The organism is Cryobacterium sp. AP23, assembly GCF_054075385.1.
On the sequence record NZ_CM133415.1, the window covers coordinates 790104 to 814857 of the forward strand.

General features: G+C 68.2%; 23 protein-coding genes, 7 tRNA genes and 1 pseudogene. 8 read left to right on the top strand and 23 right to left on the bottom strand.

The window, feature by feature from the left end; translation table 11 throughout:
* Positions 1-5: 5 nt before the first annotated feature.
* The 13 genes from ACU5E9_RS03610 to ACU5E9_RS03670 all read right to left on the bottom strand — a co-directional run bounded on the left by ACU5E9_RS03610 (position 6) and on the right by ACU5E9_RS03670 (position 6911).
* Positions 6-770, bottom strand: a complete 765-nt coding sequence (locus ACU5E9_RS03610; RefSeq protein WP_456812270.1) for a YebC/PmpR family DNA-binding transcriptional regulator — start codon at positions 768-770, stop codon at positions 6-8.
* Between the two features lie 142 nt (positions 771-912).
* On the bottom strand, positions 913-1446 hold the full coding sequence (locus tag ACU5E9_RS03615; protein ID WP_456812271.1) for a DUF1697 domain-containing protein: 534 nt from the start codon (positions 1444-1446) through the stop codon (positions 913-915).
* 36 nt (positions 1447-1482) lie between these two features.
* On the bottom strand, positions 1483-2076 hold the full coding sequence (pdxT, locus tag ACU5E9_RS03620; RefSeq protein ID WP_456812272.1) for a pyridoxal 5'-phosphate synthase glutaminase subunit PdxT: 594 nt from the start codon (positions 2074-2076) through the stop codon (positions 1483-1485).
* Between the two features lie 11 nt (positions 2077-2087).
* A complete protein-coding gene (gene pdxS, locus ACU5E9_RS03625) occupies positions 2088-2990 on the bottom strand; it encodes a pyridoxal 5'-phosphate synthase lyase subunit PdxS (protein ID WP_456812273.1) in 903 nt (300 codons plus the stop codon).
* A gap of 85 nt (positions 2991-3075) precedes the next feature.
* Complete coding sequence (locus tag ACU5E9_RS03630) at positions 3076-3720, bottom strand: HIT family protein (protein WP_456812274.1); 645 nt, start codon at positions 3718-3720, stop codon at positions 3076-3078.
* Between the two features lie 3 nt (positions 3721-3723).
* Positions 3724-5715 (bottom strand): threonine--tRNA ligase, encoded by a 1992-nt coding sequence (thrS, locus tag ACU5E9_RS03635; protein ID WP_456813492.1) that lies wholly within the window; start codon positions 5713-5715, stop codon positions 3724-3726.
* Positions 5716-5889: 174 nt separating this feature from the next.
* A tRNA-Val gene (locus ACU5E9_RS03640) sits at positions 5890-5961 on the bottom strand.
* A 24-nt stretch (positions 5962-5985) separates the two neighbouring features.
* A tRNA-Cys gene (locus tag ACU5E9_RS03645) sits at positions 5986-6059 on the bottom strand.
* 57 nt (positions 6060-6116) lie between these two features.
* Positions 6117-6188: transfer RNA gene (locus ACU5E9_RS03650), tRNA-Gly, on the bottom strand.
* A 101-nt stretch (positions 6189-6289) separates the two neighbouring features.
* Positions 6290-6466: a DUF4383 domain-containing protein gene (locus tag ACU5E9_RS03655; RefSeq protein ID WP_456812275.1), complete on the bottom strand. Its 177-nt coding sequence runs from the start codon at positions 6464-6466 to the stop codon at positions 6290-6292.
* A gap of 131 nt (positions 6467-6597) precedes the next feature.
* Positions 6598-6669: transfer RNA gene (locus ACU5E9_RS03660), tRNA-Val, on the bottom strand.
* Between the two features lie 38 nt (positions 6670-6707).
* Positions 6708-6781 (bottom strand) — tRNA-Cys (locus ACU5E9_RS03665).
* A gap of 58 nt (positions 6782-6839) precedes the next feature.
* A tRNA-Gly gene (locus ACU5E9_RS03670) sits at positions 6840-6911 on the bottom strand.
* 159 nt (positions 6912-7070) lie between these two features.
* Here ACU5E9_RS03670 and ACU5E9_RS03675 point away from each other — a divergent pair.
* Positions 7071-7143, top strand: a tRNA-Val gene (locus ACU5E9_RS03675).
* Between the two features lie 74 nt (positions 7144-7217).
* On the opposite strand, the gene ACU5E9_RS03680 is transcribed toward ACU5E9_RS03675, so the two are convergent.
* Positions 7218-8138: a fructose-bisphosphatase class II family protein gene (locus tag ACU5E9_RS03680; protein WP_456812276.1), complete on the bottom strand. Its 921-nt coding sequence runs from the start codon at positions 8136-8138 to the stop codon at positions 7218-7220.
* 54 nt (positions 8139-8192) lie between these two features.
* Here ACU5E9_RS03680 and ACU5E9_RS03685 point away from each other — a divergent pair, with 54 nt between their 5' ends.
* From ACU5E9_RS03685 to ACU5E9_RS03695, 3 genes are all read left to right on the top strand, one after another.
* Entirely contained in the window at positions 8193-8483 is a 291-nt protein-coding gene (locus ACU5E9_RS03685; RefSeq protein WP_456812277.1) for an antibiotic biosynthesis monooxygenase family protein, read from the top strand.
* A 75-nt stretch (positions 8484-8558) separates the two neighbouring features.
* Positions 8559-9722 (top strand): NAD(P)/FAD-dependent oxidoreductase, encoded by a 1164-nt coding sequence (locus ACU5E9_RS03690; protein WP_456812278.1) that lies wholly within the window; start codon positions 8559-8561, stop codon positions 9720-9722.
* Positions 9722-10366 carry a class I SAM-dependent methyltransferase gene (locus ACU5E9_RS03695; protein ID WP_456812279.1) on the top strand — a complete coding sequence of 215 codons (645 nt, stop codon included), beginning with the start codon at positions 9722-9724 and terminating at the stop codon, positions 10364-10366. The genes ACU5E9_RS03690 and ACU5E9_RS03695 overlap by 1 nt, the downstream gene beginning before the upstream one ends.
* Positions 10367-10396: 30 nt before the next feature.
* Here the strand turns inward: ACU5E9_RS03695 and ACU5E9_RS03700 are convergent, their stop codons facing one another.
* From ACU5E9_RS03700 to zapE, 8 genes are all read right to left on the bottom strand, one after another.
* A complete protein-coding gene (locus tag ACU5E9_RS03700) occupies positions 10397-11125 on the bottom strand; it encodes a YqjF family protein (protein ID WP_456812280.1) in 729 nt (242 codons plus the stop codon).
* A gap of 8 nt (positions 11126-11133) precedes the next feature.
* A complete protein-coding gene (locus ACU5E9_RS03705; RefSeq protein ID WP_456812281.1) occupies positions 11134-12570 on the bottom strand; it encodes a flotillin family protein in 1437 nt (478 codons plus the stop codon).
* A 121-nt stretch (positions 12571-12691) separates the two neighbouring features.
* A complete protein-coding gene (locus ACU5E9_RS03710) occupies positions 12692-13054 on the bottom strand; it encodes an SHOCT domain-containing protein (protein ID WP_456812282.1) in 363 nt (120 codons plus the stop codon).
* Between the two features lie 10 nt (positions 13055-13064).
* On the bottom strand, positions 13065-13499 hold the full coding sequence (locus ACU5E9_RS03715) for a DUF6325 family protein (protein WP_456812283.1): 435 nt from the start codon (positions 13497-13499) through the stop codon (positions 13065-13067).
* 115 nt (positions 13500-13614) lie between these two features.
* The gene (locus tag ACU5E9_RS03720) at positions 13615-16281 is read right to left on the bottom strand and encodes a LuxR C-terminal-related transcriptional regulator (RefSeq protein ID WP_456812284.1); all 2667 of its coding nucleotides are present in this window, start codon (positions 16279-16281) and stop codon (positions 13615-13617) included.
* 227 nt (positions 16282-16508) lie between these two features.
* Complete coding sequence (locus ACU5E9_RS03725) at positions 16509-17033, bottom strand: type II toxin-antitoxin system PemK/MazF family toxin (protein ID WP_456812285.1); 525 nt, start codon at positions 17031-17033, stop codon at positions 16509-16511.
* 60 nt (positions 17034-17093) lie between these two features.
* Positions 17094-18314 (bottom strand): ammonium transporter, encoded by a 1221-nt coding sequence (locus ACU5E9_RS03730; RefSeq protein WP_456812286.1) that lies wholly within the window; start codon positions 18312-18314, stop codon positions 17094-17096.
* Positions 18315-18504: 190 nt separating this feature from the next.
* Entirely contained in the window at positions 18505-19560 is a 1056-nt protein-coding gene (gene zapE, locus ACU5E9_RS03735; protein ID WP_456812287.1) for a cell division protein ZapE, read from the bottom strand.
* 209 nt (positions 19561-19769) lie between these two features.
* Between zapE and ACU5E9_RS03740 the strand changes: the two genes are divergently transcribed.
* Entirely contained in the window at positions 19770-20672 is a 903-nt protein-coding gene (locus tag ACU5E9_RS03740; protein ID WP_456812288.1) for a sulfurtransferase, read from the top strand.
* A 46-nt stretch (positions 20673-20718) separates the two neighbouring features.
* Positions 20719-21165, top strand: coding sequence for a SufE family protein (locus ACU5E9_RS03745; RefSeq protein WP_456812289.1), 447 nt, complete (start codon positions 20719-20721; stop codon positions 21163-21165).
* Between the two features lie 12 nt (positions 21166-21177).
* Here the strand turns inward: ACU5E9_RS03745 and ACU5E9_RS03750 are convergent, their stop codons facing one another.
* Positions 21178-22464, bottom strand: coding sequence for an alpha/beta hydrolase family protein (locus tag ACU5E9_RS03750; protein ID WP_456812290.1), 1287 nt, complete (start codon positions 22462-22464; stop codon positions 21178-21180).
* A gap of 73 nt (positions 22465-22537) precedes the next feature.
* On the opposite strand from ACU5E9_RS03750, the pseudogene ACU5E9_RS03755 reads away from it, so the two are divergent.
* Positions 22538-23083 (top strand): annotated as a pseudogene (locus tag ACU5E9_RS03755) (DUF3000 domain-containing protein); the annotation flags it as partial.
* A gap of 421 nt (positions 23084-23504) precedes the next feature.
* The gene (locus ACU5E9_RS03760; RefSeq protein WP_456812291.1) at positions 23505-24716 is read left to right on the top strand and encodes an HRDC domain-containing protein; all 1212 of its coding nucleotides are present in this window, start codon (positions 23505-23507) and stop codon (positions 24714-24716) included.
* The last annotated feature ends 38 nt before the right edge of the window (positions 24717-24754 follow it).

Here is a 24754-nt window from a genome sequence, read left to right on the forward strand (position 1 = left end):
GTGAACTATTCGCTGTCGGCTTCGAGTTCGGCCTGGACCTCGGCGGTCAGGTCGTAGTTGCTGTAGATGTTCTGCACGTCGTCGAGTTCTTCGAGCGCGTCGATGAGGTGGAACACCTTGCGCGCGGTCGCCGCGTCGACCTCGATCTTGAGCTGCGGCACGAAGGCGATGTCGGCGGAGTCGTAGTCGATGCCGGCGGTCTGTAGGGCGGTGCGGGTTGCGACCAGATCCTGCGCTTCGCTGAAGACCTCGAACTTGTCCCCGTCGTCGATGACCTCTTCCGCTCCGGCGTCGAGCACGGCGGCGAGCACGTCGTCTTCGGTGACGTCGTTGCCCTTCGGGACGACGACGATGCCCTTGCGGTGGAAGTTGTAGGCGACGCTGCCCGGGTCGGCCATGTTTCCGCCGTTGCGGCTGACCGTGGTGCGAACCTCGGCTGCGGCGCGGTTCTTGTTGTCGGTGAGGCACTCGATCATGATCGCGACGCCGTTGGCGGCGTAGCCCTCGTACATGATCGTGGTGTAGTCGACGACCTCGCCGGACAGGCCGGCGCCGCGCTTGACGGCGCGGTCGATGTTGTCGTTCGGGACCGAGGTCTTCTTGGCCTTCTGGATCGCGTCGACGAGGGTCGGGTTACCCGACAGGTCGGCGCCGCCCATGCGGGCCGCGACCTCGATGTTCTTGATCAGCTTGGCGAACGCCTTGGCCCGACGCGAGTCGGTGACGGCCTTCTGGTGCTTGGTGGTTGCCCACTTGGAATGCCCGGACATGAATCTCCCGTGTGTCGCTTGCTCGTGCGACGCGCTTGATGCGTCGTCTGCTGGCACCGCGATCGTGCTGACCGGTCAGTGCCCTGCCAGTCTAGCCCGGCAGCCCCAGTGCCGACCCGCGCCGCTCCGGAGCACGGATGGCTCAGCCAGGGAGGTCGAGGATCTTCCGCAGGGTGCGCAGATTGCGGTTGGTGGTGCTGGCCTTGTAGCGGGTCTTGGCGGAGAGGCTGCTGAAGGGGCTCTTGATGCCCACCTCACGGCGGACCTGCCAGTAGAGCACGCCGGTGCCCGGCACGACCCGTTCGTCGGCTGGATCGAGGGTGGGGGCGGAGGTGAGCAGCTCGTCGAGCATGGCGGGGTCGGAACCGAACATGACGTAGGAATGCCAGCCGTCGAGGTCCTCGAACGGGTAGGCAGCCACTGCCGCCCCGAGGTCTTCCCGGGTGAGCAGCACCACCCACGCCTCGTAGCCGAAGGCGTCGGAGAGGGCCCGTTCGAGGCCGGCCTTGAGTGCGGCGGCATCCGCCTGGTCGCTGTCGAAGACGAGGTTGCCGCTGGCGAGCACGGTCTTGACCCCGGTGTGGCCGAGGGAGCGCACGGTGTCGGCCAGGGCAGCCATCTTGATGTTGATACCGCCGACGTTGATGCCGCGCAGCAGGGCGATGTACCGGGTCATGCGCCCAGTCTGGCGCACGCCGACGACCTGCGGGGTCTAGGCCCGGAAGCCGGCACTCCGTACCTTCTGCAGGAAGTACTCGTGGAAGCGGTACTCCCCCGTGATCTCGGGGTGGAACGACGTGCCGAGCAGGTTGCCCTGTTCAACGGCGACGCAGCGGCCGTCGGCGACGGTGGCCAGCGCCATGGCCCGGGGGCCGACGCTCTCCACCACCGGGGCGCGGATGAAGACGGCGTGCACGGGCTCCACACCCAGCGCGGGCACGTCGAGGTCGGTCTCGAAGGACGCGGTCTGGGATCCGAAGGCGTTCCGGCGCACGCGGATGTCCAGGCCGCCGATGCTCTGCTGGCCGCTGATGCCATCCAGCACGGTGTCGGCGAGCATGATCAGGCCGGCGCAGGTGCCGTAGACCGGCAGGCCGGCCGTGACTGCCGCCCGCAGCGGTTCGGCAAGGCCGAACATGCGGGTCAGCTTGTCCATGACGCTGGACTCGCCGCCCGGGATCACCAGGCCGTCGACGACGGCCAGTTCCTCCGGGCGGCGCACGAGTACCACGTCACTGCCGAGCGAGCGCAGAACATCGGCATGCTCGCGAAAGTCGCCCTGGAGGGCGAGTACTCCGACCGTCATGGAAGCGCGAGCTACCAGCCGCGCTCGGAGAGACGGTGCGGTGCGGCGAGGTCGGACACGTTGATGCCGACCATCGCTTCGCCGAGCCCACGGGAGACATCCGCGATGATCTTGGCGTCGTCGTAGAACGCGACGGCCTTGACGATGGCGTTGGCACGCTCCTGCGGGTTGCCGGACTTGAAGATGCCCGAGCCCACAAAGACGCCGTCGGCGCCGAGCTGCATCATCATGGCAGCGTCGGCCGGGGTGGCCACGCCGCCCGCGGTGAACAGGACGACGGGAAGCTTGCCGGTCGCGGCGATCTCGGCGACGAGCTCGTACGGGGCCTGCAGGTCCTTGGCGGCGACGTACAGCTCGTCCTTGGTGAGCGAGGACAGACGCGCGATCTCGCCCTTGATGGTGCGGATGTGCTTGGTCGCCTCGGAGACGTCGCCGGTGCCGGCCTCGCCCTTGGAGCGGATCATCGCTGCGCCCTCGGTGATGCGACGCAGCGCCTCACCCAGGTTGGTCGCGCCGCAGACGAAGGGAATGGTGAAGTTCCACTTGTCGATGTGGTTGACGTAGTCGGCCGGGCTCAGCACCTCGGACTCGTCGATGTAGTCGACTTCGAGGGCCTGGAGGACCTGGGCTTCGACGAAGTGGCCGATCCGGGCCTTGGCCATGACGGGGATGGACACCTCGGCCTTGATGCTGTCGATCAGGTCGGGGTCGCTCATGCGGGCGACACCACCCTGCGAGCGGATGTCGGCGGGAACGCGCTCGAGAGCCATAACGGCAACGGCTCCGGCGTCTTCGGCGATTCGGGCCTGCTCGGCATTGACGACGTCCATGATGACGCCGCCCTTCAGCATCTCAGCGAGTCCGCGCTTGACGCGGCTCGAGCCGAACTGCTCTGTGGAGGTGGTGTCAGTCATAGCTACGATTCTATTCCTTGCGTCTGGTGCCGCCCCGACCGGGGCGTTGGCACGGGTGAAGATGAAGAGCGGAGGGGACGACGGGTCAGGATTCCCCGGCCGGCCAGCCCTCCGCGACAGAGCGGCGCACGTCGCCCAGGAGCTGCGGAATGGCCTTGGTGCCGGCGATGATGGGGAAGAAGTTCGAGTCCAGCGCCCACCGCGGCACGATGTGCTGGTGCAGGTGCTCGGCGATACCGGCGCCGGCGATGCGGCCCTGGTTCATGCCCAGGTTGAACCCGTCGCAGCCTGATGTCGCCTTGAGCACCCGCATGGCCACCTGGGTCAGGCTACCGATCTCGGCAACCTCCTCAGGGGTGGCCTCGTCATAAGTGGCTACATGCCGGTACGGGCAGACCAGCAGGTGGCCGCTGTTGTACGGGAAGAGGTTGAGCAGCACATAGGCGTACTTGCCCCTGGCCACGATGAGGGCCTTCTCGTCGTCCATCGACGGTGCGATGCAGAACGGGCAGTCATCGGGGTGGGGCTGCTGGCCGCCCTGGATGTAGACCATGCGGTGCGGGGTCCACAAGCGCTGGAAGGCATCCGGAACGGCGGCGAAGTCGCCGGAGTTCTCCACCTGGACCCCGTCGGCCAGGTCTTGCGGGTTGCCGGACAGGCGGTCCCACGGGGTGTCGCGCGGCCCGTCGGTGTTGGGCCCGTCGGTGTTGAACCCGTCGGTGTCGGCCATCGGCTAGCTCAGTCCGACGGGGAGAACGTCGGCGGCGGGCTCCTCGCTTGGAGCGGCGGCAGGGCCGCGCTCGGCGAAGTCGGCGGCGCCGAGCACCTGCGCGCGGGTCGTGATAGCGGCGATGATCCGACGGATGGCGTCGTCGACGGGCACACCGTTTTCCTGGGTGCCGTCACGGAACCGGAAGCTGACCGCACCGTTCGCGCGGTCGTCCTCGCCGACAATGAGCTGGAACGGGATCCGCTGCAGGGTGGCGTTGCGGATCTTCTTCTGCATCCGGTCGCTGGAGGAATCGAGCTCGACGCGCACACCGGCGGCCTTGAGCTTCGCCAGGACGTCCCAGAGGAAGTCCTCGTACTGCTCGGACACGGGGATTCCGATGACCTGCACCGGGGAGAGCCAGACCGGGAACGCACCGGCGTAGTGCTCGAGCAGGATGGCGAAGAAACGCTCGATGGAACCGAGCAGCGCGCGGTGGATCATCACCGGCTGCTGCCGGGTGCCGTCGGAGGCGGTGTACTCGAGGTCGAACAGTTCCGGCTGGTTGAAGTCGAGCTGCACGGTGGACAGCTGCCAGGTACGCCCGATCGCGTCACGGGCCTGCACGGAGATCTTCGGACCGTAGAACGCCGCTCCGCCGGGATCGGCCACGAGCTCGAGCCCGGAATCCATGCCCACCTGGCGGAGGGTGTCGGTCGCGGCATCCCACTGCTCATCCGTGCCGACCGACTTGTTGGGGTCGCGGGTCGACAGCTCCAGGTAGAAGTCGGTGAGGCCGTAGCCGCGGAGGGTCTCGAAGACGAACTCGAGCTGGCTCGCGACTTCGGCACGCACCTGGTCCTGGGTCACGTAGATGTGCGCGTCGTCCTGGGTCAGGCCGCGCACGCGGGTGAGGCCCTGCAGGGTGCCGCTCTTCTCGTACCGGTATACGGTGCCGAACTCCGCGAGGCGCAGCGGGAGCTCGCGGTAGCTGCGGCCGCGTGCCTTGAAGATGAGGTTGTGCATCGGGCAGTTCATGGGCTTGAGGTAGTAGTCCTGGCCCTGGCGCGTGACCTTGCCCTCGGCGTCGACCTCTTCGTCGAGGTGCATGGGCGGGAACATGCCGTCCCGGTACCAGTTGAGGTGCTGGCTGGTCTCGAACAGGTGGCCCTTGGTGATGTGCGGGGTGTTGACGAGGTCGTACCCGTTGGCGAGCAGACGCTCGCGCATGTAGTTTTCGATCTCGGCGCGGATGATGCCGCCCTTGGGGTGGAAGACCGCGAGGCCGGAGCCGATCTCTTCGGGGAACGAGAACAGGTCCAGTTCCTGGCCGAGCTTGCGGTGGTCGCGCTTGGCGGCCTCCTCCAGGCGGGCCTTGTAGGCGCGCAGTTCGTCCTTGGTGGGCCAGGCGGTGCCGTAGATACGCTGCAGCTGCGGGTTCTTCTCCGAGCCGCGCCAGTAGGCGGCGGCCAGGCGGGTGAGCGAGTAGCCGTTGCCGATCATGCGGGTGTTGGGCAGGTGCGGGCCGCGGCAGAGGTCTTTCCAGACGGTCTCGCCCGTCTTGGGGTCGACGTTGTCGTAGATGGTCAGCTCGGCGCCGCCCACCTCGACGGATTCGTTGTCGGCGGTGTCGGCCGCTCCGCCCTTGATGCCGATGAGCTCGAGCTTGAACGGCTCGGCGGCGAGTTCGGCGCGGGCCTCGTCGTCGGTCACGACGCGGCGCACGAAGCGCTGGCCTTGGCGGATGATGCGGTCCATGGCCTTCTCGAGCGCCTTGATGTCATCGGGGGTGAACGGCTCGGCCACGTCGAAGTCGTAGTAGAAGCCGTCGGTGACGGGCGGGCCGATGCCCAGGCGCGCCGCGGGGTTCACGGTCTGCACGGCCTGTGCGAGCACGTGGGCGGCGGAGTGCCGCAGGATGTTGAGGCCGTCGGGCGAGTCGATGGTCACCGGGGTGACGTCATCCGTCTCGGTCACCGTGGTGGCAAGGTCCCTGAGCTCGCCGTTGACGCGCATTGCGACAACGGATCGGTCGGTGAATAGCTCAAAGCCGTCAGCCACGTGTATATCTCCCTGTGTTTGCGTACCCGACAACTTTAGTGGAGTCGGGACTGCGGGGATGCGGGGGCGGCCGGCCACGAAAAAACCCCCGGTTCGAGAACCGGGGGTTTGACTCGTGTGCACGTGCTGTGGGCGATACTGGGATCGAACCAGTGACCTCTTCCGTGTCAGGGAAGCGCGCTACCGCTGCGCCAATCGCCCAGGACCGCGTGTTGCCTCGCGGGCTGGAGGTGGATACGGGATTCGAACCCGTGTAGACGGCTTTGCAGGCCGTTGCCTCGCCTCTCGGCCAATCCACCGTGTTCTGTCAAGCGTGTACACCTAAAGAAAATCGGCCTCTCGGCCGATTCACTTCGAGCGGATGACGAGATTCGAACTCGCGACCCTCACCTTGGCAAGGTGATGCGCTACCACTGCGCCACATCCGCAACTGCTCGCATTACTGCGTGCTTGAAAGACTCTACTGCATCCCGACGGGCGCCGTGTGCACGTGACACGCCAACGGCGCCCGCAGGTTGCTTCAGGCGCGTCACATCGTGTCCGATGTGACGTTCGTACGGCTGCGTCCCAGGGCGACGCCGAGCATGATCATGACCACCCCGAGGCCCAGGTGCAGCCAGTTGTCAGCGGTGTTCATCGGCACGAAATTCGCCGCGGCGTCCTGATCGATGAAGAGGCCGTAGAGCCACAGGACGAGGTAGATCACTCCGCCCAGATCAAAAAATTGCGGTCAGGGTCACCGCAAGGGTCATGGTCATTGTCATGGTGGTCGACTGACGGCGCCTTCAAGCGGCAGATACGACAAAACCCCCGGGTTTGCCGGGGGTTTTGTTTCGGTGGGCGATACTGGGATCGAACCAGTGACCTCTTCCGTGTCAGGGAAGCGCGCTACCGCTGCGCCAATCGCCCAGGTCCTGCAAAGTATTCGAAAACCATACTTCTCAGGCTGGAGGTGGATACGGGATTCGAACCCGTGTATACGGCTTTGCAGGCCGCTGCCTCGCCTCTCGGCCAATCCACCGTGCTTGTTGTGCCGTACATATACCAAAGAGAATCGGCCTTTCGGCCGATTCAATTCGAGCGGATGACGAGATTCGAACTCGCGACCCTCACCTTGGCAAGGTGATGCGCTACCACTGCGCCACATCCGCAACTGCTCGCATTTCTGCGTGCGTTGAAGACTCTAGCCGATAGTGCGACGCATATTCAAACCGAGGGAAAGCAGCGTGTCGCGGCGTCTCGATGTGCGTTCGAGGCCCGGTCTGGTCTAGTATCAGATGTCGCAGTCGAGAGGTTTTCGAGTGTGGTTCGGGCGATTGGCGCAGCTGGTAGCGCGCTTCCTTCACACGGAAGAGGTCGTGGGTTCAAGTCCCGCATCGCCCACCGAAACAGCCCCCGGGAATCCCGGGGGCTGTCGTCGTTAAGCGGCGGCCTGCACGGCAGGCCGCGATGCAGGCCTAGTGCTGCTGCACGGGCGTTGAAGCGAACAACACCTGGTCGCTGGCGACGAGGTCGTCGAGGGTCAGGACCCGGTCGAGGTCGTGCCCGGCAGCCAGGGCTAGGCGCAGCTGGTCGTCGTTCTGGGGCGCCAGCCTGCCCTCCATGAATCCGTCCAGCGCCCTGATCGCGCACGCTGTGAGCACACCTTCCGGGGTGCCCCCGATTCCCATGGCCAGGTCGATGGTTCCGCCGGCGGTGGCGGCGGCGATCGCCACTGACACGTCGCCCTCCCCCGCCAGTTGGACCCGTGCCCCGATCCCCCGCAACTCGGCGACAAGGCCCACGTGCCGAGGCTTGTCGAGCACTGCAACGGTGATCTCGTTCACCGACTTGCCGAGCACCGCGGCGAGGCTTCGCACATTCTCGGTTGGCGTTGCGCGGAGGCTCAGAACGCCACGAGCAGGCGACGAGGAGATGAGCTTGTCCATGTAGAAGACGTCTGTGGGGTCGAACAGTGTGCCGCGCGGCGCGAGTGCGATGACGCAGACCGAACCGGGCAGGCCCTCCTGCACGAGACGGGTACCGTCGAGCGGGTCGACGGCGATGTCGCAGGCCGGTCCATCGCCGGAGCCGAGTTCCTCGCCGTTGGCGAGCATCGGCGCCTCGTCTTTCTCGCCCTCGCCGATCACAACGAAGCCCGCGAACGGGGCGGTCAGCAGCTCGGCGCGCATGGCAGCCACGGCCGCAGCATCCGCCGCGTTCTTGTCGCCCCGACCGAACCACGCGCCGGCGGCCAGCGCCGCGGCCGCCGTCGAAGCACGAACGGCTTCGACCAGCTCGTCGGAGTAGTGTTCGGCACCGAGCACGGTCGTGATGGCCCTGCTGGTGATCGTGCCCGTTCCCGGAGTGACGGCGTCGGCCGTTGTGTTGGTGCCCATGGGAGTCGATGGTACCCGCCGGGCCGGACGGGCCTTGCGGGATAGGGTCGACGGGTGATCACAGAACACGCCGTCCTGCCCGTGCGTCCCGGCCTCGAAGATGCCTTCGTGGCCGCTTTCCGGACCGCTCGTTCGTTCATCGAATCGATGCCCGGATTCCAGAGCCTCAGCCTGTCCCGGTCGGTCGAGGCGCCCTCGTCGTTCCTGCTGCTGGTCGAGTGGGAGCGGATCGAGGATCACACCGAAGGCTTCCGCGGCTCCCCCGAATACGCCGAATGGAAGGCGTTGCTGCACCCGTTCTACGACCCGTTCCCTGACGTGCAGCACTTCGTCGCTGTGCAGTGATGCCCAGCGGTATCGCGAGTTGCCAATCCGGCAAATCTATTTGTCAATATCTAGGTTGCACCTCAACATGGTCACATGACCACCTTCGGAACCCCTCCTCCCCCTCCCGCTCTCCCCCTGGCAGAGACTTTCGATGTCGTCATCATCGGCGGCGGCGCAGCGGGACTCAGTGCCGCGGTCGTCCTCGGGCGGGCACGCCGCTCGGTCGTCGTCATCGACGGCGGGGAGCCACGCAATGCTCCCGCCGAGGGCGTGCACAGCTTCCTCACCCGCGACGGCATCAGCCCCGCCGAATTCATCCGGCTCGGCCAGGCCGAAGCCCGGTCCTACGGTGCGAAACTCCTGGCCGGCCGTGCCGTCGACACCCGACGCTCGGCGGCCGGCTTCACGGTGTCCCTCGAGGACGGCCGGACGGTGTCCGGACGCCGCCTCCTGGTGGCCACGGGACTCGTCGACGAACTACCGGACGTTCCCGGGCTCAGTGAACGGTGGGGTCGCGACGTGCTGCACTGCCCGTACTGCCACGGGTGGGAGGTACGCGACCAGGCCATCGGCATCCTCGGCACCGGCCCGATGTCGGTGCACCAGGCGTTGCTCTTCCGGCAGTGGAGCAGCACTGTCACGCTGTTCCTGCACGGCGACATGGTCGACGCCACCGGTTCCATTTCCGAGCAGCACGGACCGACCGAGGCCGAGTGGGAACAACTCGCCGCGCGAGGCATCAGTGTCGTCATCGGACCGGTATCAAGCGTCGTCGTGCAGGATGATGCGCTGACCGGAGTGCGCGTGTCCAGTGGGCGCCTGATAACCCTCCAGGCTCTCGTGGTCGCCCCGACGTTCACCGCCCGCACCGGCTTCCTCTCCGGTCTGGACCTCGTCCCGATTCCGCATCCAAAGGGCGTCGGCACCTACCTGGAGAGCGACGAGACTGGCAGGGTCCTCCGCGGCGGTAGCGTTGTCCCCGGCGTCTGGACGGCGGGCAATGCCACCAACCTGATGGCGCAGGTCGTCGTATCCGCTGCCGCCGGGCTCGGAGCCGCCACGGCCATCAATGCCGACCTCATCATGGAGGACGTGGCAGCCTCGGTGGCGGCGTACCGCCATCCGTTCTCGGCTGATGCCGAGGCCCACAACAGCAGCATTGTGCTCGGTGACCGCCGACACGGAGTGACCCCCACGCTCGCGCCCACCCGAGACGCGTCCACCCGACACGCACTCACCAACGGAGGACAGAACTGATGACCGAAACCTTCGACCAGGCCTACTGGGACGACCGATACGGCGCAGGCGATGACGTCTGGAGCGGCGCGCCCAATCCTGTCCTGGTCAGCGAGACGTTGGCGCTCCCGGCCGGGACCGCCCTGGACATCGGCTGCGGCGAGGGCGGCGACGCCATCTGGCTGGCCTCAAGGGGCTGGCAGGTCACTGCCGCGGACTTCTCGGCGGTGGCGCTCGAACGGGCCGCTGCCCGCAGCCGGCGTGCGGGCACAGACCCGGCCGAATCCGCTGTCATCGCTGACCGGATCTCGTGGGAGCAACACGACTTCACCCAGTGGGTTCCACCGGCCGGCGGCTTCGACCTGGTCAGCGCCCAGTTCATGCATTTGCCATCCGCACAACGGACACCCCTGTTCCGCGCCCTGGCAGAGGCGGTCGCGCCGGGCGGCACCCTGCTCATCGTGGGCCACGACGTCTCCGACGCGCATCACCAGGGGCACACTCCGCCGACCGACCTGTTCTTCACGGCAACGGAGGTGGCCGCCACCCTCGACCCTGACCTGTGGCGGGTGGAGGTGGCGGAGTCCCGGCCGCGAGCAGCGACGGGTCCAGATGGCTCGGTGGTCACGGCCAGGGACGCCGTGATCAGCGCCCGGCGCCGGTAGCCCGGACGCTAGTGTCCGCGGCCCGGCCGGCTAGTCCCGGGTGCCGAACCAGGTGGTGACCCCGGGCGAGTACAGCACCGAGTCGGGTTCGCGGGCACCCGCCAGCCCGGGAAACCCCGCCGTCGCCAGCAGGGTGTCATCGAGGTCGACGAGCTCCGCGGTGAACAATTGCCACGGTTCGTGGTGGTTGCGGAGCCGCTTGGTGCGGCCGCGCACCCGGGTGAACAAGGCCCAGCGGGCGGTGAGGAAGTCGGCAAGCGGATCATGGCGGACGGGAACACCCGTCGGCCGCGCCACGATCCTCGAGTGGGCACCGGCGGCGAGGTGGCGAGTGGACGAGTAGCGGTACTCCCCCGCCGCCACCTCGAGCTGCGTCTTCGACCACATGTAGGGAATCGCGAACAGCGCGCGGGCGGCGAGCACCGCCGCGAGCCTGGACGCCTCAAGGGACACGAACACGACACCCCGGCGACCGCGGGAGTCGACCGCGTACAGCCGAACGTTGACCTCCACGAAGTTGCCGAAGTACGGCACGGGCGGGCTGCCGAAAACCGTGGCACGGTCCAGGACGAACGGGATCAGGCCGACCCAGCTCGAGCCGTCGAAGACGTCTGGACGGAGGCCGGCCGGGAGCAGCGGCGCGACCTGCTCGGCATCCACCCGCCAGTGCAGAAAGACCAGGTCCGACCAGCGCTGGCTCGCCGTCGCCCGGCCGACGAGCGGCGGGGCGACGGTCGAGATCGGCCAGGCTTCTGACATCGGAAGGGTTAGACGGCGTCTTCCACAGGCACAGCCCCGGCCGCAGCCGAGGCGCCTGCGGGCACGAAACCGTCGGACGCCTGGGCCCGGGCCAGGGCGTTCCCGGCGGCGGTTCCGCCGACGAGGCCGCCGAGCAGGTCCTTGATGCCCACGCCCATCGTCGAGTTGAGCACGGCATCGACTTCGGAGAACCCCGATGCCACGTTCTTGCTCAGCTGGCTGGCACCGTCGGTGGAGATCACCGTGAGCTGGTCGATGTTGCTCATCGGGGCGGCCAGTTCGTGCGCGATCTTGGGGAGCATCTCCACCAGGCGCAGCTGGATGAGAGCCTCGGACTGCTCGGCAACGGCCTGGGCGCTGAGGCGAGTGGCCTCGGCCTCGGCAGAACCGCGGGCAAGGATGGCGTCGGCGTTGGCCTGGCCTTCCGCGCGGATGGCCTCGGCCGACGCGACCCGGCTGTCCCTGTCGGCGTTGGCGGCTGCGACACGGGCCTCAGCGGCTGCGGCGGCTGAGATGCGCACCCGGTAGGCGTCGGCATCCGCTACCGCGTTGACCTCGGAGTCGAGCTCGGCCTTGCGCAGGCTGGCGCGGCGCTTGGCCGTGAGTTCCTGCTCCTGCACGATGTTCTGCTGGGCCTTCGCCTCGGCGAGCGGCTTGGCGGCGGCGGCCTCGGCGGAGGCCTTGTCGGTGTCCAGCTGCAGCGCGGCCTTACGCAGGGCGAGCGTGTTCTGGGCCTCGGCAACGGCCTGCTCGGCGATGATGGACGCCTCCTGGGCCTCGCGGTTGGCCTGGTGCTCGGCCACCTCGGCCTGGCGACGCACCTTGGCCTGCTCGGCGCGACCGAGGTCGCGGATGTAGTCGTTCGCGTCGGTGATGCCCTTGATCTCGAAGGAGTCGACGTCGACGCCCTGGTTCGCGAGCGACTCCCGCGCGGTGGCGAGCACCGAGGTGCCGAGCTCGTCGCGCTTCTGGATGATCGTCATCACGTCGGTGGCGCCGATCGAGGACCGCAGCGAACCGCTGAGCACTTCCTGCGCGAAGTTGTCGATGTTCTTGTCCTGGCCGGTGAAGCGCTGGGCGGCGGCACGGATCGCGGTGGGGTCGTCGCCGACCTTCACGATGGCGACGGCCTCGACCGTGAGGGTGATGCCGTTGCGGTCCTGCGCGACGGCCGTGATCTCAATGGCCCGGCTCCGCAGGCTGATCTTGAACGCCTTCTGGAAGAACGGGGTGATGAACACACCCTGGCCGTGGACGACGCGCTGGCCGGACTCCTCGAGGGTGGCTCCGTCGACGATGGTCTTCTTCGACTTCTTGCCGGTGATGACGAGTGCTTCGTCCGGCCCGGCGTTCTTGTACACCGAGCGGGCGTACACGAGCACGATCACCCCCACCACGATGACGAGGAAGACGATACCGATAATCGGACTGAGGAGTTCAAACATGTGTACCTTCCGGTCCGCGCCTGGCGAACATGACGTCGCGCAGCCAGAAGGGCCCCGCTCCCTCCCAGTAGGCTAGCGGTCCGCACCCGGCCGTGGGGCGTCCAGAAGGCCGATTGTTCTCTCAGGCCAGCAGTTTTGTCTTCGCCGCCGTGAACTCCGTGTCACTGAGCACCCCGGCGTTGTGCAGCTGGGAGAGCTGGTTCAGCTGGTCGAGCAGGGCAGAGGCCGCGGATGCCGACGGCGCGGCAGCCTGCTGCTGCGCCGCGTACTCGGTCTGCTGGGCCTCGGCCTGCTGGGCCTCGGCCTGCTGGGCCTCGGCCTGCTGGGCCTGGGCTTCTGCATCGGCCTGCGCCTGGGCGTCCTGGGCGCGGTTCATCTGACGGCGTTGCACATTGCCGCTCACGGCTGTTGCCGTGCCGGCAACCACTGCCGTGCGCGCGGCCATTCCGATGAGCCCTGGGCGTCCCATTCGACGTGGTGACATGATCGTGTCCTTAATCTGAGTCGGTTGATGCGGCTTCGAGCACGGCGTTGACGACGGGAGCGGGGATTCGCTCGGAATGAAGCACGGAACCACCTGACGCCGCCAGCACGGATGCGAAGTTCCGCGCCCAGGTGAGCTCCACGACGAGGATGGCCGCGGAGGTTCCCGGCGGGAGCTCGGTCGCGAGCTCTTCGACATCGTCCATTCCCGCGAGGCCGAGTTCACCCAGTGCCAGGTCGGGCAACTGGGCCCTCTCGGGCAGGTCCTCCACCTCGACGATGCGCAGGTCGCCTTGGACGCTGCGGGACACGAAAATGAGGTCGAGGAGAGTGACGGTCTTCTCGTCGACCAACTGGCGCAACGCATCGCCCAGCGCCGCTCCCGGCCTGTCCCCATCGAAGGAGATCAAGAGGATCTCCACCGGCCCGTACCTGAATTCCTCCACGGTGATCTCCTCCTCGTGCCCGGGGTGGTCGCACCGACCACCCGCCCGGCCTCAGTGTCGCCGCGCACGCCGAGCGTCGAGTCACCCGGAACGGGTGAATCTCGCCGGTGGACTCTCAGAGCAGGCCACGGTCCTGGGCTATCGCGACGGCATCCGCGCGGTTCGCCGCGTCGAGCTTCTGGTAAATGTTCCGCAGGTGGGTCTTCACGGTGTTCGGACTGACGTTCCGGCTCCTCGCGATGTCCGCGACGGACTGGTGGAACGGCAGTTCCCGCAACAGGTCGCGCTCGCGCGGGGTCAACGCGGGAGTGTTGTGCGACCGGTCCTGGGCTTGCGGGCGTTCGTATTCGGGGATGCTGTCGGCGCACCGCAACACGTGCCTGGCGTACTCGTCAAGGTCACCGAGCCGGCCCAGCCGGCCGCGGATGAGGGAAACGCCCTGGCCGCCGCCGGCGAGGAAGGCCCGTTCAGCGCCGATGCGGCTCGACAACCGCAGGGCACGGAGGAGGCGCGCGTCCGACTCGACGTGCCGGCCGGACACATCCGCGACATGGGCGAGGGCGATCCAGGCGGTCACGATGGTCGACCCGCGCCAGGCGGTGCGTTCCTCCAGGGCCGCGCCGCGTAGCCGCTCCTCCGCCGGATGCCCGGCCCTGGTGGGCGGAACGAGGAGGAACTTCACCAGCACCGCCTCGAGGGAATCCTCGCCGAGCGCGCGCTCGATCAGCCGAACGAACAGCGACGTCTCGGAGCGTCCGTCGAGAGAACCGCTCACCTCGATCAACGGCACACAGCACAGGCTCAGCGCCCGCGGATGCTCCGCGCCCACCTCGCGCATCAGCAGCATCAGCCTGTCGAGGGCCTGGCGTGCGCGCGCCGAATTGTCGAACTGGGCCATCAGCAAGAGAACCTCCGCCGGAACCTTGACGCCGGCCTCAGTCTCCGCGGCCGCCAGTTCCGCCAGAACGGCCGGGTCGACCGGTTGGCAGCGTTCATACCGCTGGATCATCGAGTAGAGCACCGCCCGGCTCGTGGCATGGTCGAACGGGCGCACGGCACCGGCCCGCGTGGCAGCGGCCGCCATCTCCCCCTCGAGCATTGCCACGTGCAGCCAGTTGCCGGCGTGCCCGGCGGCCGTCGCGGCCAGGTCGCTGGCCTGAAGGAAGAGCCAATCGAGCCCGCCTTCCCGCGCCGACTCCGCGACATCCCGCAGGACGTCCTCTGCCTGGCCGGACCGGCCGAGTCTGTCCAGGCAGCGGCCTTCGGCCAACGCCGCGAGGAGGTCGACGAACAGGTCCTGCCGCGCCGCCGAGGCCGACGGGTCCTGCAAGGTGCGCAACCGGGTCTCGACGTCGGAACGCTCGCTGGCGTACAGGGCCCACAGCGTCTCGAGGACAAATCCCCATCGGGTGGTTGTCGCCTTGCCGCCACGTCCGCCCGGCAGCAGTGCGGCCATGGCCGCGGAGGCCTGCAGAAGCTGGTGCGGTGCCCGCCAGCCGGGGCCGGAAAGGGGCGCGAGCAGCACCCGCAGGCACACCGTAGCCGGGGAGACCACCCGGCCGTGGGTCACGCTGAGCGCACGGTCCACCAGGTCGGTGGCGCCGGTCAGCACCAAACCGAGTCCGAATCGTTCGAGCAGCTCGTCGGCGAGGAGCGGATCGTGCGCGAGCAGCGACTGCTCCAGCGCTGCCGCGCCGTGCGCGCGGTCGGAGTGCCAACGACTGGCCAGCAGGTGCCTCGCCGTCGCCGCGCTGGAATCCCGCCTCCGACCTTCCGCCTGCAGATAGGCCAGCAGAATGGGGTGATACCGGTATCCGGTTTCGCCTTCACCGGCCCGGTCCCGGGCGATGAGCGTGTTGCGGCGGGCCAGGCGCTCGAGGACGTCTCCGGCGTCGGTGCGCTCCGATACCGCCACCGCCAGGTCGAGGGCGACCACTTCGGACAGCGCCGCGTGCAGCAAGACCTCCCGATCCCCCGCGTCGAGGTCCGTGACGATCTCGGCGGCCAGATAGTCGGACACCGCCGGGTTGTCACCGTCGAAGCCCTTCAGGTCCAGCGTCTCCCCTACCGTCCTCCGCCAGGTGAGGGCGAGAGAAACCCCTGTCGCCCAGCCGCCCGTGTGTTGCCACAGCGCCGCGGCATCCTGGGCCGACAGGTCGATGTCGTGGTGCGCGGCGAGGGCGAGCGTCTCTTCCAGGGTGAACGCCAGAGTGTCCTCGGGGCACTCGATCAGCACGCCGGCCGCTTCCAGCGGCGCCGAACCTGCTCCGGGACGGTGACGGCCGGACACCACGATGCGCATGTCAGCCGGCAGCTCGGCCAGCTCCTCGAGGAGCCTGGTGAGATCCGCCGCGCCGGTCGGCGACGACGTTTCGGCGAGGTGCAGGTCGTCGACGAACACGAACCGTGGGTCGCTTCCCCCCGCGTCGATACTGGCGGCCGCCCTGAGGCTGCGCATGATCTGGACGGCGTCAGGGGCATCGCCCAGGTCGGCGGCGGAGATCCAATCCACTGCCCCGTTCGCCGCCCGGATGCCCCGCGCCCACCCCGCCATCAGGGTGGTCTTGCCGGAACCCGCGGCATCCCACAGCGCGATGATCCGGGCGTCGGGGGCTCTCAGCCGTTCGAGCAGGGCGTCCAGCCGTGGGCGATGCAGGTACCACCCCGGTTCGCTGGCGATGCTGAGGGGAAGAGGGAACTCCGCGGTATCCGGGTCAGGAAGGACCGTCCGGGCTTGAGGGGGCGACGGGGACTTGGGTGTGGAAGCTGGAGGTGGGGGCATCGGGAGACATCCTCGAGTTGCATCCATGGCGCGAGCGGCGTGGTCAGCGGGAGCGTGAACTGAGCGGCTGCAGGGAAAACGGGGGTGACTCCGTCAAGGTCCCGGCGCACCGGAACCTTGACGGAGCTTCTCGCGGCGTTCGGGTCACCGCCAGTGAGGTGATAATGCCTCACCCTCAGGGCGCGGTCAAGGCCGGCGCATGGTCTTAGCCAGCGGCATCGGCCAGGTCAGCTCCAGTTGTGCCGGGCCCGCAAGGCTCGCTCGATCAGTGTGTACCTGACCGCGTCAACGACGGTGCCCTCGCGCCGGACCCCGCCCTGGCGCACCTGGAAAACCCGGTCGATCCCGGCCCAACTCGGCCGCCGGTCTCGGTCCCACGGCCCGACCCCGAGCGGGACGTAGTCGTCGTCATCGGTGTGGTCCTTGCTAGTGAGCTGGACCGCAAGCATCCGTCCATCGGCGAGGGTGGCCATGATCACTACTGGTCGGTCCTTGCCGCGGCCGTCCCGTTCCTCGTACGGAACCCAGGTCCAGACAATCTCGCCGCGGTCCAGCGCCCCGTCGGTCTCGGGGGCGTACCCCCAGGTTGCCCGGCGTACCGCCGACGGATCGAGTTCGATCGTTGCTTCCGGACCGGACTGGCCCGGGCCGGACGCGTCGGAGACGGGTCCGGTCGGCGCCGTGCTCTTGACCGGTGCTGTGCGCAAGAGGGCAGAACGAAGGGCGGTGAGGAGGCGCCGGGTGCGTGACACACCCGAACACTACCTCACCGCCCTGTTCGGCTCATCGCGCGTCAGGCGCGATTCGCCGGGTCAGACGTTGGCAAGGGCGTAGCCCTCTTCGCCGTGCACCGAGGTATCGATGCCGGCAACCTCGTCTTCGTTCTTGACGCGGAAACCGATGGTCTTCTCGATGGCCAGGCCCAGGACGTAGGCGACGACGAAGGAGTAGATCAGCACGGCGAAGGCGGCGATGGCCTGCACGGCGAGCTGGCCGAGGTCGCCACCGACGAAGAGGCCGGTGCCGATCGCGAAGAAGCCCAGGTACAGGGTGCCGAGGACACCACCGACGAGGTGGATGCCCACGACGTCGAGCGAGTCATCGAAGCCGAACTTGAACTTCATCTCGATGGCCATGGCGCAGACGGCACCGGCGATGACACCGAGCAGCAGGGCCCAGCCGGGCTCGAGGTTGGCGCAGGCCGGGGTGATGGCGACGAGGCCGGCGACGGCTCCGGATGCGGCTCCGACCGAGGTGGCCTTGCCGTCCTTGATCTTCTCCACGATCATCCAACCGAGGATGGCGGCGGCAGTCGCACCGAGGGTGTTGACGACGATCAGGCCGACGTTTTCCAGCCCGTTCAGCCATTCGGCGCCGGCGTTGAAGCCGAACCAGCCGAACCACAGGATGGCAGCGCCGAGCAGGACCAGCGGCACGTTGTGCGGCTTGGTGATCCCCTTCTGGAAGCCGATGCGCTTGCCGAGGACAAGGGCAAGGGCCAGTGCGGCTGCACCGGCGTTGATGTGCACGGCGGTACCGCCGGCGTAGTCGATGACGCTCGGCAGGCCGAGGGTGTCGCCGAGGTTCATGATCCAGCCGCCGCCCCAGACCCACGCTGCGACCGGGAAGTACACCAGGGTTGCCCAGATTCCCGCGAAGATCATCCAGGAGCCGAACTTGGCGCGGTCGGCCACAGCGCCGGAGATCAGGGCGACGGTGATGATCGCGAAGGTGGCGCCGTAGGTGGCGCCGAGGAGATCGAGGTTGCCGGTCTCGCCGGTGGCGAGGGCGCCGAGGCCGAAGTCGGAGAACGGGTTACCCGCAAACTGCGTGGGTCCGTCGACCGCGCTCATGTTGTATCCGTACAGGATCCAGAGCACCGAGATCAGCCCAAGGGCCCCGAAGCTCATCATCATCATGCTGACGACGCTCTTCGCCTTGACCAGGCCGCCGTAGAAGAACGCGACTCCTGGGGTCATGAACAGCACCAGTGCGGTTGCCGTCAACCCCCATGCAATGCTTCCCGTGTCCATAGTTTGTCCTCACACCTCTCGAGTTTGCTGGGTGTACCGCGAGGGGGGCACTACGTGCGTGCGGGTTGCGATGTCAGTCTCGGGTACGCCATTCAGTCTCCGACCGAGACGTTTCAAGAGCCGTTCTTCCGTGTTTCCAGCAGGTTACGCATCCGCCACGAAAGTTAATAGCGTGTTTCGTGCTCGCGGTTCATTCGGCGTGCGGCGGCAGTTCCCCGGTGCTCAGCGCCACCATCCGGGACTGCGAACGCTGGTACTTCTTGCGGTAGCCGCCGCCCATCATCTCGGCGTCGAACACGTCGTGCAGGGGCATCCCGCTAGCGATGATCGGAATTTCCGCGTCGTAGACCCGGTCGATGAAGGCCACCAGGCGCAGCGCATCCGTCTGGTCGGTGAGCAGGTAGACGTGTCGCAGAGCGATGACGTCGATCTCCGCGATCATCTTGATGTACTTCGACGGGTGCACGGTGCTGAGGTGCCGCATGAGCGCGCCGAAGTCGTCGATGGTGACCCGGGAGCCGCGGGCGGAAAGGGCGTCCGTCATCAATACGAACGCCTCGGGCTCCACTGTCGCCGCGTGCCCGGACGCGTCCCGCCGCCGGTAGTCGAGCCCGTCGATGCGTACCGTCTCGAAGTTCGCCGACATCGCCTGGATCTCCCGCAGGAAGTCCGCCGCCGCGAAGCGCCCCTCGCCCAGCGAGTTCGGCGGGGTGTTCGACGTCGCCGCGACCCGGGTGCCCGATGCGATGAGTTCGCCGAGCAGGCGCGTCATCAGCATGGTGTCGCCCGGATCGTCCAGCTCGAACTCGTCGATGCAGATGAGCTTGGCTCCGGTGAGCTCCTTGACGGTCTCGGCGTAGCCGAGAGCACCCACCAGGGCGGTGTACTCGATGAAGGTGCCGAAGTACTTGGGTCCAGGGGCGCCGTGCCAGAGGGCGGCAAGGAGGTGGGTCTTGCCGACGCCGAACCCGCCGTCGAGGTAGATGCCGGGAAGCTCGGGCTTGATCCGGCGCGCGCGGGCGAAGAATCCGCCGGGGCGGCCTCGCCAGGCGGCGAAGGCGTTCAGCCGCTCGACGGCCTCCAACTGCGAGGGGTAGTCGAGGTCCGGCCGGTAGGACTCGAACGAGGCGTGTTCGAACTGCGGCGGCGGCACGAGCTCCGCCACGATCTCCGCGCCGGTGATCGACGGCGACCTGTCGACGAGCCTGAGGGGAAGCTGGCGGGTCGTGCCGGCCGTGTCTGGCATCCGGTTCCTGTCTGTGCAACCGGCATCCTGGCGGAATATCGGTATGGGCTTCATCCTTGTAGACCTCAGAGGCACGCCTCGAAACGTCATCTACGCGGCGGGGACTGCATTTCGTCCTGCGACGCCGATAGATTCGTGTCGCAGGATGTCCACCAGCCTAAATGCAGGAACACCAGGGCCAGGCCCACGGCCGCCCGCCAGGAGGAACCATGACCGTCGCACCAGACCCGTCTGACACATTCGCCGCCTACGCGCATCCGGAGCGCCTGGTGTCCACCGACTGGCTGCAGGCCAACCTGGGCACCCCAGGCCTCGTCGTGGTCGAATCCGACGAAGACGTGATCCTGTACGAAACCGGCCACATCCCTGGCGCTGTCAAGATCGACTGGCACACCGACCTCAACGACCCCGTCGAACGTGACTACATCGACGGCGCCGCCTTCGCCGCGCTGCTGGGGCGTAAAGGCATCAGCCGGGACAGCACCGTCGTCATCTACGGGGACAAGAGCAACTGGTGGGCGGCGTACGCCCTGTGGGTGTTCACCCTGTTCGGGCACGAGGACGTGCGCCTGCTCGACGGCGGCCGCCAGAAGTGGCTGGCAGAGGGCCGCGAGGTCACCACCGACCGGGAGTCCGCTGAACCGGTCGACTACCCCGTCGTCGATCGCGACGACGCCCCCATCCGCGCCTACAAGGAGGACGTGCTGGCCCACTTCGGCCACCCCCTCATCGACGTGCGCTCGCCCGAGGAATACAGCGGCGAACGCACCACCGCACCGGCGTATCCCGAGGAAGGCGCCCTGCGGGCCGGGCACATCCCGTCGGCGGTCTCCGTGCCCTGGGCGCGAGCGGCAGCAGAGGATGCCACCTTCCGCTCCCGGCCGGAACTCGACGCCATCTACCGCGGCGAGGTCGGCCTCAGCGATGACGAACCGGTGATCGCGTACTGCCGCATCGGCGAACGCTCCAGCCACACCTGGTTCGTGCTCACGCACCTGCTCGGGGTGGAGAACGTCCGCAACTACGACGGCTCCTGGACCGAGTGGGGCAGCGCCGTGCGGGTGCCGATCGTGCAGGGCGCCGCGGCGGGCGTTGCGCCGTCACCCCGGTGACCGGTTCCCAGCCGGGCGGAAGCTGCATTGTGGGAGAATTGTGTCGATGACAACCCCTGACCTGCCCGCCCAGCTCGCCGAGATCCGCGAGGACTTCCTGGCCCTCGAGCAACCGGACCGCCTGCAACTGCTGCTGGAGTTCTCCAACGAACTGCCGGCCCTGCCGGAACGCTACCGGGACCACCCCGACCTCTTCGAGAGGGTCGTGGAATGCCAGTCCCCGGTGTTCATCTTCGTCGAGGTGGACCCGGACGGCCTGGTGCACCTGTACGCGACCGCACCGGCCGAGTCGCCCACCACCCGCGGTTTCGCGTCGATCCTCGCGCAGGGCCTGGACGGGCTCACCGTCGAGGCGGTGCTGGGTGTCCCGGATGACTTCCCCCAGACCATCGGACTCAGCCGGGCGGTCTCGCCGCTTCGCCTCCGCGGCATGACCGCGATGCTCGGCCGTACCAAGCGCCAGTTGCGCGAACGCGTGGCCGCGCTGGCCTGACCGGGCCCGATCCTACGGTGCCGGGTCGACCGGCGGCGGCTCGACCGGCGACGGCTGGATCGACGATGGCACAGCACCGTCTCCGGCGGGTTCGATCGCCGGCCGGCCCGCATCCAGCCCCGTCAGCCAGGCGAGGATCGAGCCGTTCCAGGCCGCCGGATCGTAGTTCCAGAGCTTGGTGTGCCTGGCGACGGCGAACGGCACCAGGGTGACGATGTCCGGGCGGCGCTCGGCCAGGCGCCGGGAGGGGGCCGAGGGCACGTAGCCGTCGTCGTCGCTGTGCAGGATGAGGATCGGCAGGCTCAGGTCGTTCGCCCTGGACACGAAGTCGAGCCGGGGGAAGTCGATCGGCAGGTGCAGACCCGTCACCGCGCGTCCCCACCGGCGGCCCATCACGATCAGGGCGCCGCGCACCACCGGCCGCGGCAGCCGCAGCAGGAGTGCCTGGTAGGCGACGACGTCGGCCCAGTCGATCACGGGCGACTCAAGCACGAGGCCGAGCAGGCGACCGTCGTGTGCGGCTCGGGTGGCGGCCTGCAACGAGATCGCCCCTCCCATCGACCAGCCCATCAGCACGATCCCGGTGGCGCCGTGGCGCAGGGCGTAGTCGATGGCGGCCTCCACGTCGCGCCACTCGGTGTCGCCAAGGCCGAACCGGCCGTCGGCGCTTGGCGGTGCCTCGCCGTCGTTGCGGTAGGAGATCAGCAGCGAGGTGTAGCCCGCCGCGTGGAATACCGGCACCGCGCGGAGCGTCTCGTGCCGGCGGACACCGCGGCCGTGCACCTGGATCACCCAGCGCCCCGTCGGCGCGGCGGGCGGGATGAGCCAGGCCGGTGCCTCACCGAGGTCGGTGTCCACCGTGACGTTCTCGTACTCCAGGCCGAGGTCCCACGGCCCGAGGAAGGAGTATCCGCCCAGGCGTCCGGCGACCGCGGTGCCGAGGTCGCCGAAGTCGACATTCAGGATTCGTCGGGTGACACTTGTGGCGGTGCTGCTCTCGATCGCTCCGAGGCGGGCGTGGCCCGAGTCGGCCGCGAACCAGAAGCTGTAGTCGCCGGGCAGCGCCGAATCCGGCGTCAGCTGGAGGGTGATCGTGCCGGCGTCGAGGTCCACGTCGTAGACGCGGGTATCGTCGGACCGCTTCGTGGACGGGGTCACGATGCGCCGGGCCATCACGCCGGCCAACACGCCGGCGGCGACAGCGGCCGCCGCCGCTACCCCGGCGACCCCGCCGAGCAGTACGAGCCCTGTTGAGGCCAGGGAACGGTTGCTTCTCGGTCCTGCCTGGTTCTGGCCCATGCCTACCTCCGCGCTGTTCGGCGTGCCTCGCACCAGCGCACGGAAAAAACTCTAGTCTGCAGACGTGCCCGATATAGAGGATGAGCCCCAGCGCCCCGCGCAGTTCGCTGCGGCGCTCGACGCCATCCGCCACGCCAGGCCCCGCGCGGAACTCGTCGTGACCGAGATTTCCGCCCCAGGCAACCTCGCGCCGTACGCCGTTGCGCTCTCCGCAGACGTCACGCCGGTGCGGCACGGCAGCGACTCCGACTTCGGCACCGGCCGCTTTATCCTGCTCTACGATCCCGACGAACCCGACAGCTGGGGCGGCCCGTTCCGGGTGGTGTGCTTCGCCCAGGCCCCGCTCGAGACCGACATCGGCGTCGATCCCTTCCTTGCTGAAGTCGCCTGGGCGTGGCTCGTCGACGCGCTGGACACCCGGGGCGCGGTCTATACCGCCGCGTCCGGCACCGCCACGAAGATTCTGTCCTCCGGTTTCGGCGAGCTCGCCCGGCAGGGCGACGGTGCCCAGATCGAGTTGCGCGCTTCCTGGAGCCCGCTGAACAACGACCTCGCCGCGCACGTCGAAGGCTGGGGAGAACTGCTCTGCATGCTCGCCGGGCTACCCCCGGTCGGTGAGTCTCCGCCCCGCGGTCCGCACCCCGCCGGCAGCGACGCACCCCGGCACGGCGAGGACACCAACGACGGAATCACCCTCGGCCCGATCGACCGGATCGGCCCTTCTTCCGCCAAGGGGCGGCGAACCGGCCCCGGACTGCATACGCTGGGAGTGGTCGCTACCGGCATCGTTTCCGGTGGCATGGAAACGGCCGGTGTCGATATCGCCGGCCTCGATACGCGCGGCGCTGAACTCGCCGGCAGGGAGACCCTGGGAATGAACGCCATGGCAGTAAGCACGGGTGGGATCGATCCGCTCGGACCCATCACAGTTGACAGCAGCAGCAGCCTGACCGGCGGCCCGCGGATGTCGTCCGCAGCGCTCAGCACCCCGGCGCCGCCCGTCCTCGGGGTCGCAGACCTGTCGGCGCGCCGTGCAGCCCGTGGCTGACCGGGCAGTGGTCGACCACCAGGTCATCGACACCCGTGCGGCCTACCTCGCTGCCGTCGATGAGCTCGTGGCCGGCACCGGCCCGGTCGGCATCGACGCCGAACGTGCGTCCGGCTTCACCTACTCCCAGCGCGCCTACCTGATCCAGGTCTACCGGCGAGACGCCGGCACCTACCTCTTCGACCCACCGGCCATCGGCGACTTCAGCGAACTCAACACCGCACTCGCGGACGTCGAGTGGATCCTGCACGCGGCCAGCCAGGACCTCGCCTGCCTCCGGGAGGTGGGCCTGGATCCCATCCGGATCTTCGACACCGAACTTGCGGCCCGCCTGCTCGGCCTGCCCCGGGTCGGCCTCGGCACCGTGGTCGAGGAGCTCCTGGGCATCCACCTGGCCAAGGAGCACTCCGCGGCCAACTGGTCCACCCGGCCGCTTCCCGAGAGCTGGCTGGTCTACGCCGCCCTCGACGTCGAACTCCTCCCCGACCTGCGCGACAGCATGGTCGACCTGCTGGTCGAGTCCGGCAAGACCGACATCGCCGACCAGGAATTCGCCGCCGTCCTGGCCAAGGAGGCCAAGCCCGCCCGCGCCGAACCGTGGCGCCGGCTGTCCGGCCTGCACGCCGTGCGCGGCCAACGCAACCTCGCCGTGGCCCGTCAGCTGTGGGTCGCCAGGGATGCCCTGGCGCAGGAACTCGACGTCTCCCCCGGCCGGCTGGTTCCCGACGCCTCCCTGGTCGCCGCGGCACGCCTGCTGCCTGCGACCCGGAGCGCCCTCGCCGACCTGCGCGAATTCAACGGTCGCGCGAGCCGCACCGAACTCGACCGGTGGTGGCAGGCCATCCAGCAGGGCCTCGCCAGTGCCGACCTGCCGTCGGTCAAGGCGAACGGCGACGCCCTGCCGCCGCCGCGCGCCTGGGCCGACCGCAATCCGGACGCCGACCTGCGGTTCAAGGCCGCCAGGGCGGCGCTGACGACGGTCTCCGAGGAGCGCGCGGTTCCGTTGGAGAACCTGCTCACGCCCGATCACCTGCGCCGTGTGGCGTGGCAGCCGCCGGAACCCGCCGACGCCGACGCTGTCGGGGACGCCCTCGCCCTTCTCGGCGCCCGGGACTGGCAAATTGAGGCGACCGCACAACTAATCGCGGATGCTTTTGTGGAAGTCCACCAAAGCGCCGACGCTCCTCCGGAGTCGATTTCGTAGGAAGAGTCAAAGGATTCCCTCCGGTTAATCCGTCACCC